Source organism: Neobacillus driksii, assembly GCF_013409995.1.
Classification (GTDB): Bacteria; Bacillota; Bacilli; order Bacillales; family Cytobacillaceae; genus Neobacillus; species Neobacillus driksii.
In genome coordinates, this window is sequence record NZ_JACCBX010000014.1 from 149,332 (window position 1) to 167,416 (window position 18,085).

Genomic DNA, 18,085 nt, shown 5'->3' on the forward strand with positions numbered 1-18,085 from the left:
ACCAATGAATTCTGGTAATGAAGCATTGATTAATCGAAATTCAATATTAAAGGTCATCTCCATTGGTATCAATAATCTGCTTATACCAATCAAAGCTTTTCTTCTTAATTCTTTTATTCGAGCCTTGCCCTTGGCTGTCACGGTCGACATAAATGAAGCCATAGCGTTTTTTCAGCTCTGCAGTCGAGGCACTCACAAGATCGATTGGTCCCCATGAGGTATAACCCATAATTTCGACCCCGTCGCCAATAGCGTTTTTCATTTCCTTGATATGCTCGCGTAGGTATTCAATGCGATAATCGTCATTAATACTACCATCTACTTCCACTTTGTCGACTGCGCCAAGTCCATTCTCTACAATAAATAACGGTTTTTGATAGCGGTCATATAACTGGTTACATACCGTTCTTAAGCCTTTCGGGTCGATTTGCAAGCCCCACTCAGATGCTGGTAGATAAGGGTTTTTCACCCCTTCGAACAGATTTCCGGCTGTTCTTGCAGCTTCGTGTTCTGGTGCGGTACTCGCCACAAATGACATATAATAGCTAAAGCCAATGTAATCCACCGTATTTTCCTGTAGAAGTTCTAGATCGCCATCCTCCATTTTGATATCGATATTATTTTCGAGGAAGTAATTCGACATATAGGTTGGATAATAGCCTCTTGATTGTATATCGGAAAAAAATAAGGTTTTTCGGTCCTGTGTTAAGGCTGCAAACATATCGTCTGGTCTTGAGCTATATGGGTAGGTGATCATCGACGCAATCATACAGCCGATCTGGGATACCGGAATAATTTCATGCCCGGCTTTTACCGCGAGAGCACTTGCGACAAATTGATGATGGGCTGCTTGGTAAATGTCCTGTTCGTTCTTTTGACCATCTTCAAAAAGCAGTCCGCCTCCTGTAAACGGTGCATGAAGGAGAACGTTAATTTCATTAAAGGTCATCCAAAATCTTACCTTATCTTTATAACGAGTAAAAATGGTACGAGCAAATTTTTCATAAAAATGAACGACTTGACGATTTTTCCAACCGCCGTAATTTTTAACAAGCCCAAGCGGCATTTCATAATGTGAAATCGTCACAACTGGCTCGATATTATAGCGGCGTAACTCATCTATCATATCGTCGTAAAATTGGAGGCCCTTTTCGTTTGGCTCTTGGTCATCGCCATTAGGAAAAATGCGTGTCCAAGCAATCGAGAAACGGAACGCTTTAAATCCCATCTCGGCAAATAGCGCAATATCTTCTTTATATTTATGGTAAAAATCGATACCTTCATGATACAAATTAAATTGAGTCATTGAAAAATCAGGAGGACTCATAATCCCATTCGGTGACACATCTGCCGTGGAGAGCCCTTTTCCATCTTCTTGATAGGCACCCTCCAATTGGTTAGCCGCTACAGCGCCGCCCCATAAAAATCCATCTGGAAATTTTCTTGTTTGTGAACTCATGCCATTCACCCCTTCAGTTAATCTGCGTTAAAAAACATTAGAACCTTTATGATTCTCAGAACATTCGTGTTTCCTAGCTACTTGGTCTTTAACTCAAATAATCGATCACCAGCTTTTATTTGCTTTTGGTCAGTTATAATTGGGGTTTGATAGTGGTCGGTGTTTGTCACAATCACAGGAGTAGTGACAATATATCCTGCCCCTTGTATACCTGGAATATCAAATTCAATTAGTAACTGTCCTTTTTCAACTCGCGCACCTTGCGAGACATGAGCGGTGAAAAACTTTCCTTCTAACTGAACGGTATCCATTCCGATATGAATTAATATTTCTGCTCCTTGGTCTGAGGTAATTCCAATCGCATGGTTCGTTGGAAAAAGTGCTGTTACTGTACCAGAAATAGGGGAGTATAACTTCCCTTCGGAAGGTTCTATTGCCACCCCTTGTCCTAATGCCCCAGAAGCAAATGCAGCATCGTTAATTTCAGAAAGAGCTCTTACATCACCATTGAATGGGCTGAAAATTACTTGATCCCCATGGTTCGGATTGGATTGAGCTTTGCCAGTAGGTCTGGACTCTACCGTTTTCGTATTTTCATTCGCTGTATTATTTTTCCCCATTCCAAACAACCAAGTTAGGATGAAAGCGACGATGAACCCGACAATCATCGCGACGATAGATCCCCAGAAACCTGCATCTAGTCCCCCTTTAGGACTGATATAGGTAGGGATTCCAAAGATACCAAGCCCTCCAACCATATAGATTTGCGATCCCATAAAGCCTAAAATTGCCCCACCGACAGCACCGCCAATACAGCTGATAATAAACGGTCTTTTTAGAGGTAGTGTAATCCCATAAATGGCCGGCTCCGTGACACCAAAAATACCAGAAATAAAAGCGGGAATACTCAGTGTTTTGATTTTCTGATCCTTGGTCCTTAACCAAACTGCCAGTACCGCACCAATCTGAGCAAAGGAAGCTGCAAACATTGTTCCAAGAACAGGGTCTGCGCCGTGCACGGTAAGATTGTTAATCGCAATAGGGACAAGTCCCCAATGTAAGCCAAAAATAACAAATACCTGCCATAATCCTCCGACAAAAAGACCTGCGATCATCGGGCTGAGATTATATAACCAAAGAGTGGCTTGGCCTAAAAGGACACCGGCCCATGTGGCCACTGGCCCTATGACAAGGAACGTGAGCGGAACCACAATTAATAGAGTTAAGAACGGTACAATGAATGCCTTAACAACATCCGGTATAACCTTTTTGAAAAATTTCTCAACCTTTGCCCCAAAATAAGCGGCTAAGATAATCGGGATTACCGAAGAGGCATAGCTCATTAAAATAACCGGTATCCCTAGGAAAGTAATATAAATGGGGGACTGAAAAACACTCCCAGAAAATAAAGTGGTAATCGGGTCACCCGTTGTTAATGTCGTTAACGTTGGATAAACGAGTGATGCCCCAATCGCCATCCCGATAAAGTGGGATCCTCCGAATTTTTTTATGGCGGTATAGCCTAAGAAAATCGGGAAGAAATAAAACAGGGAGTCACCGATTGCGTTTAAAATATGATAAGTTCCTGTGGTGTTTTTTAACCAGCCTAGTGCCACGAACAGGGCGACTAACCCTTTGATCATCCCGGTCGCGGCTAGCACGCCAAGGACTGGTGTGAAAATACTAGAGATAATATCAATGAAACTAGATTTTTGGTTGTCGCCGCCGTCCGCATCAACAGGTGATTGTGATTGGAAACCGCCGACGTCTACCACTGCTTTGTATACATCTGGTACATGGTTTCCGATTACTACTTGATATTGACCACCGCTTTTCATCACGGTGACAACGCCTTCCATGTTCTTTATAACATCTGTGTTCGCTTTTCCTTCATCCTTTAATTTAAAACGTAAACGAGTAATACAATGGACAACGCTGTTGACATTTTCTTTTCCACCGACATTTTGTATAATGTCTTTTGCTAATTGTTCATACTTCAACTTAACACCTTCTTTCCTTATTTTTTGCAATAAAAAAACCTGTATTTCTATGAGCACACAGGTTTAATGTGTTTCAAAGAAATACAGGTTATTCAGAAAGAGTTTTTAATAAACAACCACTGGCTGATAGACACTGAGGTTATCATAAACGGTTTTCATCATACTAGGAGATACGTTGACACAGCCGCCGGATCCTTGTGTAAGATAGGCGTTGTTGTTCCAGTTTGTCCTCCAGCTGGCGTCGTGAAATCCTTGACCGCTGTTGGTAAAGGGTGCCCAGTAATCGACTTCGACGGCATAATCAGCTTTGCCGACGGCGCTTCCCTTTAGTGTGTATGGGGTGCGTTTAAAGAGTATATACCATACACCAGGTGAAGTATCTTCACCCGTACTGTGTTTACCGGTAACAACATTTGTCGTTAATACCAAATTTCCATCTCTGTAAAGCCAAATACGCTGTTCGGCAATGGATACTTCGGCATAGGTGCCACCAATGCCATTATTGGCAATAGTTTCGTACCCATAGCCCTCATTGTTCCAGCCGTTTCCGTGTATGTTGGAAGCAGAAATGGATTTCTCTCCTTTTTCAAAAGCAGCTTGAACAAGTGCTGCCTCTTTTTCGACATCAAGTGCCCAGCCATAGCCTTCACCTTTAACCGAAATGACTGAACCTGAGTGGGTCGTAAAGTTGAAATTTTTTCGTAATGTGGATTGGGTGTTATTAATTTCAGCAATTTTATCCTTAATGGTGCTTGGGTCAATCGAAACTGTCATATCTGTTGAGACAGAGGCATTTTGAATCACTTCACTGCCCTTTAACGTATAGACTTTATCCTGTACCTTATAGTCAACCGTATTTTCAAGGAGCTCTTGCAGCTTCTTCTCTTGGTCTTTTACCAGCTGACTGTCTTCCATGAACGGTTGAATTAAGATAGGATTCAGATGAATTTCACTCGTAAATGGATGTTTTTCATACTCCTTTAATATGCTAGCCACGTCATACTGCGTACCATCTACACCATTTATGATTGTTATTTTTCCTTCTTGTAAGGTTACCTGCGCGTCTTTGGGAGCTTGTAAATTCTCATTCATCGCGCCCAGTTTTTGTTCCAGTTCGGTTTTCAGACTTACACTACGATATTCGTCCTGTTTGCCTGGTGTTAACGAAAAATCCTTTGCTTTAAAGGAAGGAAAAAATGTCCACTGGTTTTTTAATAATTTTTTAACTGCCGGTAGGTCCTCCTCGGTGAACCCCATCTTTGTATCATTTCCGTCTACTATTAATTCTTTTCCAATATAGACCTTGTTTGTTAGTACAGTAGATTGTAACCTTTTGAGAGCATCATGAGTCGTTAGGCCACTAACTTCAATGCTATTAATTGATGTATTTGCATTGAAATGATTTGCCTGATAAAAACTAATCCCCGACACTATCAGAACAATCATAATGCCGATGATTGCTGACATGAGCTTCCAATTTTTGTACCACTGCGTTTTATTGCTCCGTGAATGGTTAATCTCCTCAACACTTTGTTCTACTGCGTTTTCCACAAATGTTCCCTCCACATACCTTTGCTCTAAATCCCATTCTACCATTAATTTCCTATTATTTTACATATTTATTAAACTTTCATTACAATACTACATGATAGTATAACGTAAACTTTGTCGTTATTTGTATAAATTTTAACTATATATTTTTTGTAAAAAATGGTAGTAAACCAATCGATAAATTCGATACATGTCTAGCGCGAAGAATATGGATAGAAATTAGGGAAATAATAGGAAATAACTAGGTTTTTAAGGAGTTTTCCGACATGAGTTTCTCGAATAAAACGGGACAGCTTTCCAATAATATTGAGAGAAATATAAAAATGTTAGAAGAGCATTTTTGTCATACAGACGATTTAATGAAAAAAGAACTCGCCATGGCAAAACAGAAGTGTGTCATTCTTTATCTTGATCCATTAGTAAAAAAAGAACTTCTTCAGACCTCTATTATTGAGCCCATTTTAGAAAGCGAATTCGATGATATTGAACAAATTGTCCATGCAGCAGAAGTAAAAAAGACCACGCTGATTTCTGAAGTGGGGAAACAATTATTAGGTGGATTCTGTGTGATTTTTCTAGAAGAGTGTTCCGAAGCATATACCGCTTCTGTCGGAGGAATAGAGGGCAGGTCCATTGAGGAACCGAATAATGAGCGGAATATTAAAAGTTCTCATGATGGTTTTGTCGAAGAGTTTAGCTCCAATCTGCAGCTTTTACGAAAGAGAATAAAAAGCCCATATATGAAAGTGAAATATTTTACAATTGGAAACCTTACCCAAACGAAAGTGGGTATAGTGTATCTAGAAAATCTAGCGAATAAAGAACTGGTTGTCGAGGTGGAGCGGAGATTATCTTCGATTGAAATTGATCAGCTTTATTCCACTGGAGATTTAGAGGAGCTGATTGAAGACCATCCTTTTTCGCCTTTTCCGCAAAATTTAGCAACAGAAAGACCGGATAGAGCAGTTTCCTATTTAGCCGATGGAAAGGTTACCATCATTGTGGATGGAAGTCCCCGCGTGTTAGTGGTTCCAATTACTTTTTTTGCCTTTTATCAGGCGCCGGATGACTATAATAGCCGCTGGCTGGTTGGTTCCTTCTTTCGAGTTATTCGTATTTTTAGCTTCATTGTCGCGATTAGTTTGCCTGCTATCTATATAGCGATTGTAACTTTTCATTCAGAGGTCCTTCCGATTGGAATCCTATACTCCATTCGGACTTCCTTAGAATATGTTCCCTTTCCACCTTTTGTGGAGGCCTTAACGATGCAAATCATTTTGGAACTATTAAAAGAGGCATCGATTCGTTTGCCGTCACCAATCGCTCAAACCATCGGGATTGTCGGGGGATTAGTCATTGGGACAGCTGTGGTAGACGCCCATATCGTATCGAATATGATGATTGTTGTAATCGGTTTTACCGCCATTGCCTCCTTTGTGGCGCCGATCAATGAAATGGGGACGAGTGCAAGGCTGTTAGGATTTCCGACGATGATTGCTGCAACATTGTTTGGGTTTTTTGGAATTGTTTTTGTGTTGATGTTAATTTTTATACATTTATGTAAACTAGATTCTTTTGGAACGCCTTATTTTTCACCGTTAGCGCCATTTAAAAAAGAGGAGCTAAAGGATTCGTTCATCCGGCTGCCTTTATGGAAATTAAATACTCGACCAACTGACGCAAAGCCAGCTTATGCGAATCAACAAGGGAGAGCAAGGGCATGGAAAAGGAAATGACGACAAATCAGATCACTAAATTTCAGTTGTTTTTTCTATTAATCCAAAGTCAAATTGGTGTGGCCCTTTTATCCTTGCCGCATGCTGTGCAGGAAAGTGCGAAAGGAGATGGGTGGATCTCTACCATCCTTGCAGGGGTGGCTGTTCAAGTAATGCTAGTCGTTTATTGGCAATTGTTAAAACGATTTCCGACCCTTATGTATACAGAAATAACTAAGAAGGTAGTCGGGAGTTTTTTAGGAAAATTACTTAATGTCTTTATTTATATGAATTTCATGCTTGTCGGAGGTTTAGCGACGATTCTTTTTATAAAAGTCATTAATTTATGGTTATTGCCTTTAACACCTGGATGGATGATCTCGCTACTAATCTTGACCGCATGTATTTATTTAGCGATTAGTGATTTAAAAATCATCGCAAGGTTTTTTGTCCTGGCTACCTCCTTAATACTAATTTTATGGTTTACATCTGTATTAAGCTGGTTTACTCCGAAAGAATTTCAATATGTCCTTCCGATTGGCAGTTCAGGAATTAAAAATATTTTAATGGGAAGTAATAACTCGCTTCTCGCGATGTTAGGATTCGAAGCGCTGCTTTTTTTCTTCCCATTCATTATTGAAAATAAAAAGGGAGTATTGAAAACAGTATCAATTGCCAACCTTTTTATCACTCTCTTTTACACGTACTTTATTTTTATTACACTCATCAGTTTTAGTACTGATCAGCTGACTCAAATGAGGGAACCGATATTAAATCTACTTAGAGGAATATCCTATAAAATGATTGATCGGGTCGATCTTATTTTTCTGTCCGTATGGATGGTGCCGATGGCCACTTCGATTATTACCTATTTATTTGCTGCAAGTAAAAGCTTGAATCTAGAAAAAAAGAATCATTACCGGAAGGCTGTCGTACTAAATGGAGGCATTCTTTTTTTGATTACCTTGATTCCTAACGAAGACACCATCATTACCTTGTTTAACCAATATGTTTCTTATCTAAGTTATGTGGTCGTATTTTTGATTCCATCCTTGCTCTTAGTTCTTTCGATTCTGATGAAAAAGCATGAAATGAGTGAATCACGATGAGAAAAATCTTTCTTGTGATTTTGTTGATATTCCCCATTGTGTTGACTGGCTGTTGGGACCAGCGGCTTCTTGTGAACCGAACACTGGTGAACGGAATTAGTTTCGATCTAACAGAAGAGGGTCACATAACCGTTGCAGTGAGAGCATTAAACATACAAAGTAAGGGCGGAGGTTTATTTGAAATTTCTGATGAATTAGTCGAAGCTGAAAGGCCGACGATTGTTGGTTTGGGATTAGATGTCGACAGTAAAATTTCAGGAGAAATTGATGCGAGTAAAGCACACGTTTTAATCATAGGCGAAGAACTTGCTAAAAAGGGTATACATCCTTTAGTTGAGTTTTTTTATCGGAATAGGGAGTCTTATTTATCTTCCAAGATTGTCATTAGTAAAGGAAAAGGGAAAGAGATTCTCTCTGTGGAAAAAGAAAAAAGCCCCATAGCATTCGTCATCTTGCAATTACTTGAGGGGGCGGAAGCGGATACGGTCATTCCAAAAAAAAATACCTTTACGGTTTGGAACAATATATTAGACCCCGGTAAGGATATGATTTTGCCTTATCTTGAAAGAGTAAAGCCAGATAAGGTTACAGTGGCAGGAGTAGCCTTATTTAACGGTGATCGATATACAGGCAGCACCATACCGAAGGAAAAAAGCGGTGTACTATTGTCCTTAATGAATCAACTAGACAAAACGAATAGAATGGCATTGATCCTCGGTTCAAAAAAAGATGGCCGATCGATTTCTTTTGCAACTAGAGATTTATCACGAAACTTAGAAGTCCAAGTGGATCATGATGAAAAAATTACTTGTAACATTAATCTCAAAATAGATATTGAAGTGATTAGCTATCCTCAGGATATTAAAAATGAATTAAATATCCAAAAACTAAATCACGATCTTTCTAATGAATTAACCAAACAGGCTAAGGAAATCACCAATACGTTAGTAAAAGCCAACTGTGACGCGTTTGGGATCGGCCGGCAAATCTCCAGCTTCCATCCTGAACTATGGAAGAAAATGAATTGGGACCAGGAATATAAAAATGTTCAAATTGAGCCTGTGGTAAAGGTAAACATCATAAAAACCGGGAATGTGTTTTAAGTTACTTTTTTTAGGGTTTTTTGGCTGATTTATCTCTGCAATACCGAGAGTTTATATTAGTAAATAGGGAACCTGGCTTTTAAGCTTTGGTTCCCTTTTACTTACAATTTTCTTTATGTATATTTAGGTTAGCGAAATATGTAAAAATTTAGTAAATAATTGTATCGAATTTCCTGCAAAACATTATATAATAATTTTGTTAGTAAAACTTTTATACTAAGGAGGGCGCATTTTGCATAATCGAAAATGGACGAATCTCTCAATCGTTCTAGTACTAGTATTTTCTTTGTTTAGCCCGTTTACTAGTTTAAAAACTTATGCTGCGGCAGGGTTGCAATTACTAGACGTGACAGAGAAAAAAGAGTCCACGGTTCTTGTCTGGGAAGTGGTGAATGAGGGAGAGGATTTTACAGACTACCAATTAATAAAAAATGGTGAAGTGCTGGATATAGAGCCGGTACCATTAGATGAAACTTCAGAGGAAAATGTAAAAAGGTATTCCTATGAAGACCAAAATGTTGAAAAGAACACCCAATACACATACGAAATCGCTGGAACCCTTTCCACCGGTGAAAAGGTAATAAGTGCGCCAGTAGAACATACTTTTGTTGGACAAGCAGAAGAACTGCAAGGTAATGTACTAGTAACCCTTGAGTCAGATGTAGATGTTGTTACGACAAATATCAAGGTGGTTACGGATCAAGGTACGATTCCATGGGGATTTGATTTTTCAATAATCGGTGAAGAAGGTTCCGAAATCTCTTATTATGGTTATTTAGATGATGAAGGATTTTTTGTAGAATACGAGGCTGAATCCCGTGATATTGAACTTCCTATCGGAGCATACAGCTTAAATACCTACAACTACTCCACAGAAGAAGATATTACGGCTGCATTTACGATTGAGAGTGGGAAAGATTATGTAACAAGTCCAGTTGAAATCGTGTTCCCTGACGAACAACTAGTTATAAAAAAGGTTCTACAGATTGAAGGAACAACGGAGCAGTCGATTTCAATCGGATGGGGAGAGTTTGTCGATCCCGAAATAGTAGAAAAATACCTTGTCTATTTAAATGACGAACTGGCTGAAGAAATCACTGACCCATACTCTACATCTTTTACGTATTCAGAATTGGAACCTGAAACGGCGTATCAGGTAAAAGTAGAGTACGTCTATAAGGATGGATCAAGCGAGACCGTTACTGCAGAAATTATGACGTCAGCACCTCCTGCAGGTGAGGTTGTTGTTTTTGCAGATGAAAATCTAAAAAATGCAATTGCTAATCAATTGAAAATCCAGCACCGTGACATTTATACGGATGATATGGAAAAATTGACTGATTTAGATGCCAGCTATTCAGACATTAGTGATTTAACAGGCATGGAGTATGCTGTTAATCTTACAAGTCTTATGTTATATGGTAATCAAATTGAAAATCTATCACCGCTTGCGAACCTTACGAATCTAGTGTCTCTGGATTTGGATGAGAATTTGATTACGAGTCTTGATGACTTGAAAAACTTGCAAAACCTTGAATCTTTGTTTTTATCTTTTAACCAAATTGAAGATATTCGTGTCCTGAACGCATTACCGAATCTCTCTTATGTTACGTTAATCGGTAATGAAGGTCTTGAATTTACAAAAGGTTCCGAAGATGCTGAAGTGTTAAAAAAATTAATTACAGCTGGGGTTTCAGTTGAGTGGCTGTTAGAAAACTTCGAAATTTCGATTCAGGATGTAACGGAATCCTTGATTCAATTTGAATTTAATTTTCCTGGCGTTACTGATTTCATCAGCGGGTATAACGTTTATCTAAATGGTAAGTTAGTGGGAGAATTACCAGTCGAAGAGAATGGTTATGAGCTAAGTGATCTTGAGCCCCTGACAGAATATGAGATTAGTGTAGAAGCTGTTGATAAAGTTGGTAATGTTTGGGCTAGTGCCTATAATTATTTGACAACACCCCCTATACCAGAGGGAGAAGTGGTTCAATTTAAGGATCCAGCTCTGAAAGAGGCAGTACGTGATGCTTTGCATATTTACTCCCGTGACCTTTACGAGAGTGATATGACCATTCTGATAAGCTTAGATGCGAGCGATCGGGGAATTGAAGAGCTTGAAGGATTAGAGTTAGCTGCGAATCTGCAGGAATTGTTATTGGACTCCAACGCCATTCGCAATTATGAGCCAATAGCTGGATTATCGAATTTAGTTTATTTATCGCTAAGCAATAATAAAATGTCAGACATTTCTGGGCTGGCGGCATTAACAAATTTAGAATCGTTAATCCTCGATGGCAATGAAATAATAGATATTAGTATTCTATCTCAATTTTCAAAGCTTTCTTTTTTGTCTTTACAAGAAAATAAGGTAAAAGATATTGGTCCATTAGCGAACTTAAATATTGAATTTCTTAACATTGGCTATAACGATATTGACGATATTTCAAGTCTGCTAGAATTAGAGAATTTACAATACGTCTTAATCATGAACAATCCACTCGATTTAACGGAAGGCTCTGAGACACGATCTGTCATTCAAACGTTAGAAGACAATGGGGTCATCGTTATGTATGAATATCTGGACATTTCCGTCGATGAAGTAACGGAAAGTACGATTAAGATTAGCTGGGGACCTGTTCCGCAAAACGATGTACAGGATTACCTCTATTATGTCCTAGTAGATGGGGAAGAAGTGGCTATTGATTTAACTGATTCTTCTTATACCTTCACTGATCTTGAAGCGGAAACAGAGTATAAGATTGAAGTCTTAGGAATAAGTGAGAACTCGGAAAGTTTTATTTATGGAACTACTGTTGTTACTACATCTGCTGTCCAGGATACTCCTGAACCTAATCCTGGGGATTCTGAAGATGATAAAGGAACCGTTGGAGATGTTGATAAATCTCCAACTAATCCAGGTAAAGAAACTGAAAATCATTCAAATCCGGTTGATAAAGGTACAAAAAAACCTGGACTGAATCTGCCAAACACAGCAACAAACAGCTTTAATTTGTTCGTGTTCGGACTTGGTTTAGTTGCAGTAGGATTCACGTTCCTTGTAGTTAAACGCAGGAAAGTAATAAACAAATAAGTTAAGAATAGGACAAGGGGTCTTAGCCCTTTGTCCTTTATATTTTTTGATGACTACTACGTTTTCGGTTCTTTATAAAGGCAATCCCTAAGAGTAACATGGGAATTATAACAAGAAAGAACGGGTGCACATAGCGTGTACCAAATTCTAACCCTTCCTTTAAATGCTCAGCATAGCTGCTTGCAATTGTGACGGACATGAACAAAACCACCATCCCCATAGGATAGGTTAACTTGGAAGGTTTCTTTATCTTGAATATCACTGCAGCAATTGCAACGGCCGCATAAAAATAAATGCTTACCTTAAAAAATATACAGATGACCATAGATATCATGAAAAAAACATCAAGACGTTCAAGAAATTCTGCCACTTGTATACTTTGAATGGTACTTAAAAGCGGAAATTGCGAGCGTGATGCAAGGTCAACACCTAATACACCAATGTTTATTGCCATCGTTATGGCAAGATTAATTCCGCTCAAGCCTATTGCAAATAACCCTACTTTTTTCACACTTTTTCTTTTGGTTATATAGGGGAAAATCATTGAAAAAACAATGGATTCACCGAATGGAAAATATAAGGTCTGTGTGAAAGCTACTTTGGCTATTGGAAAAATGCCTTCCTCTAGCATTGGTTTTAAATTATTCAAATCAATAAGCCCAGAAAAGACAATGAGAATAAAACCAGTAATAGCAAGAAAATAGATAGAAACAAAAAATAATTCTCCGGTTCTTGCCACGACCTCAATACCTTTGCTAACAGCATAAATAATAACCAGCATTAATAGGGCATTTACAATAAATAAGGGAGTTTCGAGATAGGCAAAGGTCAGGAGCATTTCCCCAAAATCGCGAAGTACCCTGGCTGCCGTATACATAAAAAAAATAATATACCAAAAGGCAAGGAATGTACCCGCTATTTTTCCAAGCAGCTTTTGCATATATTCCGGGGGGGCTAACTCTGGATAATAAAGAAATAAACGGTAATTTATCCAGAATAAGAATAGCCCCCCTATCAAACCACTCAGAATGGCCAGCCAGGCATCTTGTTTGGCGTCAATTGCAAGAGGTACCAAAATCGCACTGCCGAGTTCAAATAACAAGATTAGGACAAAAAGCTGGTATAAGCTTATTTTTGCCTTTTCCACGCTTTTGTCACATCCTTTTCATCCTTTTTAATTATTACTTATTCACTTGGTGGGGGTTGTTACGCAATCCTGTACGACGAATAAAGGCATCCACTACTATATCAATTTTAACTTCTGGAAAATAAATATCATTCCATTTAGCGGCTATTTTTTTCCATTCTTTAGGGTTTGTTCGATGAAGTGCTTCTCCAAAACCAAAAATATCAGATCTATTTTTTTGGGCCTGCTTCACAGCCATAGTAATCTCTTTTTTAATTTCCTTTTCAATTACTTTTTCTACCTTTAAGAGAACATCAGGGTTAGTAAGGTCTATGGGTACTCTTGCCTCACCTATATTACCTTCCGCTTGAACCTTAATTGAAACGATGGGCTTACCTTTTTCCATTTTTGCCATTACCTTTGTTTTTTGTCTGATTAATTCATATACCATAGCCTCGTCTTTTCTTTCCCACTTTACAGCAATTGCAGATGCATTTAACTTGTCGAGGAGGAATACAGATCCTCTTGCAGTCTCCCCATCAATCCATGCGATTAACTTCCCCTTTTTAAATATTGCAAGACTCCCTGTGTAAAGTAGGGAGGAGGGTTCTGTTTGCTGTGTATTCTCCATTTTCTTCCCTTTATCAACGTCTCCGCTTATACGAAATCCCGAAACCGCCAGTTCCTTACCGGGCGAGACAAGTGTCTTTATCGCTTCTTGCATGCTAACAGAGATATTTTCTCCCCATGTCCTTTCAGTAAATTTTAACGTTTTAATTACTTTATTTGCTGGGATTTTATCTATTAATGTCAATATTTTAACAATATCAGAAGCTTTCTCTCCCTGGGCGATCACAATGATTGCTGTACTCCGGAATTCCGCATCCCGTTCCAGTGGATCAAGAATACTGCTGATGGATTCCTCTTTTGCAAGCTCTTCACTAATGACAACTAAATTTGTATGCGCATAATAAAGTCTTCTTGACAATTTACGGGACGTCCTTCTACTTAACTCCACAATACTATCTCCTGTTCCCGTTATGACGGAAACGGGAGGTCCTTGAGTTCCGCCGCCGCCTTGCATGCCGCCTGCAACGTTACCTGGATTAATAATTTGCAAGGTGCCAACATATCTGCCTTCTTCATTCTTGTCTATTCCAAGTGCAGCCACAATCGCCAAATCAGTTAATTCCTTTTTGCTCCAACAACCTGATAAAAGGAGGGCAGTGCCTATTATGACTAAGGAACACATCAGGCGGTTAATTTTGTTCATCTTGGTCACCTTTTTCTAATGCGGAGTTGACCATCCCCCTGCTTTGAGATGGTTGTGGTTTCTGGTTATCGCCTACCCGGTTTTCCTTATTATCGCTAAAAAGCCTTGGTCGTTTTTTTTGTGCCCACATTGGCAGACGGACGATTGTATCTCCGAGGTTAGCCGGGATAAGTGGTGCCATTGGGGTTAAATAAGGTACCCCAAAAGAGCGAAGACTACATAAATGTACGGCTAAAATAATGACACCCAAAATGATTCCGTAAAAACCAAAGGTTGCAGCTGCAAACATAAATCCGAAGCGAATTAATCGTGCTGAGATCGCTACGGCAAATGCAGGAGTTGCAAAATTAGCTATTGCAGTAATGGCAACAATAATGACCATAGCAGGGGAAACAATACCAGCTTGTACGGCTGCCTGCCCAATAACCAACGCGCCAACGATTGAGATAGCTGAACCTACAGCTCTGGGCATCCTTACTCCTGCTTCACGGAGGATTTCAAAAGATACTTCCATGATCAATGCTTCGACCAACGCAGGAAAAGGTACAGTTTCCCTCTGAGCCGCAATTGCAACTAACAGCTGTGTGGGGATCATCTCCTGATGAAAGGTTGTCACCGCAATATAAGCAGCTGGCGCAATAATTGAGATAAAGAATATTAATATCCGTAAGAATCTTAGTGCTGTCGCTATATCAGCCCGGCCATAATAGTCTTCTACTGACTGGAAGAACTGGATAAAAACAGCCGGTGCGATCAGGACAAATGGCGTTCCATTCACAATGATCGCCACTCTGCCTTCAAGAAGATTTCCGGCGACCATATCTGGCCGTTCCGTATGATAAAGGGTTGGAAATGTCGTAAATGGCTGGTCTTCGATCAGCTGTTCGATATAACCTGATTCAAGAATACTGTCAATTTCAATTCTTTTTAATCGATTCCGTACTTCCTCGACAATTTCATCCTTTGCAATACCTTTAATATACATCATGGAAACATCTGTTTTCGTGACGCTGCCAATCTTCATATTTTCCAGCCATAAATCGGGGTTTTGAATTCGTCTGCGAATTAAAGCTGTATTGGTACGAATGGATTCGGTAAACCCATCCCTCGGCCCACGAACCGTTACTTGGCTGCCAGGTTCTTGGATGGAACGATGCTCTCCACCTCTAGTACTTGCACTAAGTGCTTTTTGGGCTCCATCCACTAGGATAATGCTCTCACCAGACATTAAGGACAGGTACAAGTTGTCCCAATCCGTAATTTCTTTCACATCACCGAGTGCTACTACCTCTTTAAGAAGGATTTCAAAAATAGGCTGGCTGTTGTGAACCGGATGTTTATTCATAATCGATTCAATCAAAAAGTCATTGATTGCTTTGCTATCTGCAATTCCTTCTACAAACACAACCGCTGCACTCTTGCCATCCCCAAGCTGTAATTTTCGGATGACAACATCAATGCTATTTCCTGTTTTTTCTTTAATGTAATCTATTTGCTCTTGTAAAGAACTTTGAAGGGCTTTAGCTGGCAGATCATGCTGTTGAGCCGGTTTCTTTTGTATTTTTAATTTTTTCATTTTTTTGGATAGGGAAAATAGAGACATTGTCACTAAACCTTTCCTGCTTTTTATTTTATTTTTCACCAATATAGAAAAGGTATTCCTGATTTTCTAAAAAGTACCAAAAGGAATTTGTGGAGAAAGTGGAATCATACATAAAAAAGGTGATACGAGAATGAAGATTATTTTTATTACGATTATGATATTAACCGTATTAATCAGTTGTTCCTTTGGAATAGACCTCTTGTTGGGATTTGAAATGAAGACCGCTTGGCGTAATGCCGTAAGCCCTTTTCGTGTCATGGAAGTTCCTGAATACTTTGTATTTGTTTTTTTGATTGCAATTTATTTACTAAAGAAGCTATATACATTGACGAATAAATGGATAAGCAGGAAGCTGGCGAAGATTTTGGAGTAGGTAGGTATAAGAGGTAATATAGGAAAACAGGAGCAGGTTATCTTTTGACAGGTGAAGGTGAAGGTGAAGGATTGGGGAGCAGTCGGAATGCGGTACTTCTTCTGACAGGTATTATGAACGTTCTGTTAAGGTTTGACTCCCCAATAAAGCCGCCTCCAATTAATAATAGCGAAGCGGCCTTTGACAAAAAGGAATCGTGTAGTACTTCAGAAGTGTAGTGGTGACCAAAGGACCTGAGTTCTACCTAACCAAAACAATCAATACTGGTAACACGAAAAAGGACAATAAGGTAGTCCAGAGAATCGTTTTGGTTAACACTCTTGGTGAGGCATCAAATTTTTCTGCTAATATACCGGCATTGATCGCAACGGGCATACATGATAATACCAATAGGGTGGAGAACATAATGCCTTTAATTTCTAATAGATGTAAACATAATAATGCAATCAACGGTGCGATCAACAACCTCATGCCCATGCCGCTCCAAAAGGTGATTCGTGTATTCCTAGTGATACTTTCTGTTTTCACGTTGGCCATTTGTGCACCTAAGACAGCTAGCACGATGGGGGGATAGGCTTCCGCGATCATGGATACTCCTGTGGAGAGTCCTCCTGGCAGGTTTAAATTAAGTGCGCGTAGCACCATAGCTAGCAAGACGGCATAAATAGCTGGCAGAGAAAACACTGATTTAATCGCATTTTTTATGGTGAAATGAGAGCGCGCTGCAAAGAAGATTCCTAACGTATGCATCATAACCATTTGCATTACAATATAAATGGAGGCTTTTTCGAGCCCTAGTTGACCGAAAGCAAGCAACATGAGTGGAATTCCATAGTTAACCGCATTGGTAAATGAGGAAATTAAGGTCAACCCAGCTACATCATTGGCTGGCAGTTTGAGTAATTTGCCTAAGACATTAGCAACAACGGCAAGCAGAATTAGATTTAACAGGGAATATGAAAGTGTCAAATAAATATCCTCAGGCGAAAGGCGCGCCTCCATTAAAGTATCAAATATTAAGAAAGGCGTTATGTAATATAAGGCAAAATTTAAAAGCGGCTTGATTTCCAGTTTCCCAAACCGACTAAGCAAGGCCCCTGCTATTACGGGTATCGAGAGTGGTACAATCACATCAAAAAGCGTGTCAAAAATTTCAGCTAACATAAATAACTTCCTCTCAAATTAACATTCTATCATCTACTGTGAAGCCTACTTAAAGGTGTTTCTTCAAATTGTATTCTAATTATATAATAATAGATTTTCTTATTAAAATAAGATTACTATTTACTATAATATGAATAGATATGGTTATCTTAAAGGAAGATGAGGAAATGCTATTTTAAAAAAAGAAAACTTTTTGTTGCATAATTGATTTGAAGGTGCTACTATTAGGAAGTTGCTTTTAACGCCAGTTTTACTAGCTTGAAAGTAAGAACGAAAAAAAGTTAAATTATTATATTGAAATAATCATAGAGATGTGATAAGATAATATCACTGTCGCTTAAGACATGTTAGATTGCTCTTTGAAAACTAAACAAACAAGAACGTCAACAAACAAATTTTTTAGCTTTTATTAAAAAGCTAAGCCAACGTAACAAATGAGCTAATCAACTTTCTTGGAGAGTTTGATCCTGGCTCAGGACGAACGCTGGCGGCGTGCCTAATACATGCAAGTCGAG

At 39.0% G+C, this 18,085-nt stretch carries 13 protein-coding genes and 1 rRNA gene; 7 read left to right on the plus strand and 7 right to left on the minus strand.

The window, feature by feature from the left end:
* Positions 1-46: 46 nt before the first annotated feature.
* The 3 genes from F4694_RS25980 to F4694_RS25990 all read right to left on the minus strand — a co-directional run bounded on the left by F4694_RS25980 (position 47) and on the right by F4694_RS25990 (position 5,010).
* Complete coding sequence (locus tag F4694_RS25980) at positions 47-1,459, minus strand: 6-phospho-beta-glucosidase (protein ID WP_179602814.1); 1,413 nt, start codon at positions 1,457-1,459, stop codon at positions 47-49.
* A 77-nt stretch (positions 1,460-1,536) separates the two neighbouring features.
* Positions 1,537-3,459: a beta-glucoside-specific PTS transporter subunit IIABC gene (locus F4694_RS25985; RefSeq protein ID WP_179602815.1), complete on the minus strand. Its 1,923-nt coding sequence runs from the start codon at positions 3,457-3,459 to the stop codon at positions 1,537-1,539.
* A gap of 105 nt (positions 3,460-3,564) precedes the next feature.
* Positions 3,565-5,010: a L,D-transpeptidase family protein gene (locus F4694_RS25990; protein ID WP_308806715.1), complete on the minus strand. Its 1,446-nt coding sequence runs from the start codon at positions 5,008-5,010 to the stop codon at positions 3,565-3,567.
* A 266-nt stretch (positions 5,011-5,276) separates the two neighbouring features.
* Here F4694_RS25990 and F4694_RS25995 point away from each other — a divergent pair, with 266 nt between their 5' ends.
* The 4 genes from F4694_RS25995 (at position 5,277) to F4694_RS26010 (ending at position 12,031) form a co-directional block, all read left to right on the plus strand.
* Positions 5,277-6,746: a spore germination protein gene (locus F4694_RS25995; protein ID WP_179602817.1), complete on the plus strand. Its 1,470-nt coding sequence runs from the start codon at positions 5,277-5,279 to the stop codon at positions 6,744-6,746.
* Positions 6,731-7,834, plus strand: a complete 1,104-nt coding sequence (locus tag F4694_RS26000; RefSeq protein WP_179602818.1) for a GerAB/ArcD/ProY family transporter — start codon at positions 6,731-6,733, stop codon at positions 7,832-7,834. The genes F4694_RS25995 and F4694_RS26000 overlap by 16 nt, the downstream gene beginning before the upstream one ends.
* On the plus strand, positions 7,831-8,937 hold the full coding sequence (locus F4694_RS26005) for a Ger(x)C family spore germination protein (protein WP_179602819.1): 1,107 nt from the start codon (positions 7,831-7,833) through the stop codon (positions 8,935-8,937). Before F4694_RS26000 ends, F4694_RS26005 begins: the two co-directional genes overlap by 4 nt.
* Before the next feature lie 232 nt (positions 8,938-9,169).
* A complete protein-coding gene (locus tag F4694_RS26010) occupies positions 9,170-12,031 on the plus strand; it encodes a leucine-rich repeat domain-containing protein (RefSeq protein ID WP_179602820.1) in 2,862 nt (953 codons plus the stop codon).
* Between the two features lie 37 nt (positions 12,032-12,068).
* Here the strand turns inward: F4694_RS26010 and F4694_RS26015 are convergent, their stop codons facing one another.
* The 3 genes from F4694_RS26015 to F4694_RS26025 are packed head-to-tail and all read right to left on the minus strand — an operon-like array spanning position 12,069 to position 16,006.
* Positions 12,069-13,178, minus strand: coding sequence for a GerAB/ArcD/ProY family transporter (locus F4694_RS26015; RefSeq protein ID WP_179602821.1), 1,110 nt, complete (start codon positions 13,176-13,178; stop codon positions 12,069-12,071).
* A 34-nt stretch (positions 13,179-13,212) separates the two neighbouring features.
* Positions 13,213-14,430 (minus strand): Ger(x)C family spore germination protein, encoded by a 1,218-nt coding sequence (locus tag F4694_RS26020; protein WP_179602822.1) that lies wholly within the window; start codon positions 14,428-14,430, stop codon positions 13,213-13,215.
* A complete protein-coding gene (locus F4694_RS26025) occupies positions 14,417-16,006 on the minus strand; it encodes a spore germination protein (protein WP_257029399.1) in 1,590 nt (529 codons plus the stop codon). The genes F4694_RS26020 and F4694_RS26025 overlap by 14 nt, the downstream gene beginning before the upstream one ends.
* Before the next feature lie 157 nt (positions 16,007-16,163).
* Here F4694_RS26025 and F4694_RS26030 point away from each other — a divergent pair, with 157 nt between their 5' ends.
* Together F4694_RS26030 and F4694_RS26035 are read left to right on the plus strand one after the other, a co-directional pair.
* Entirely contained in the window at positions 16,164-16,406 is a 243-nt protein-coding gene (locus F4694_RS26030) for a hypothetical protein (protein WP_179602823.1), read from the plus strand.
* Positions 16,407-16,450: 44 nt separating this feature from the next.
* The gene (locus tag F4694_RS26035; protein ID WP_179602824.1) at positions 16,451-16,624 is read left to right on the plus strand and encodes a hypothetical protein; all 174 of its coding nucleotides are present in this window, start codon (positions 16,451-16,453) and stop codon (positions 16,622-16,624) included.
* A gap of 22 nt (positions 16,625-16,646) precedes the next feature.
* On the opposite strand, the gene F4694_RS26040 is transcribed toward F4694_RS26035, so the two are convergent.
* Positions 16,647-17,570: an AEC family transporter gene (locus F4694_RS26040; RefSeq protein WP_179602825.1), complete on the minus strand. Its 924-nt coding sequence runs from the start codon at positions 17,568-17,570 to the stop codon at positions 16,647-16,649.
* A 449-nt stretch (positions 17,571-18,019) separates the two neighbouring features.
* Here F4694_RS26040 and F4694_RS26045 point away from each other — a divergent pair.
* Positions 18,020-18,085 (plus strand): 16S ribosomal RNA (locus tag F4694_RS26045); the annotation flags it as partial.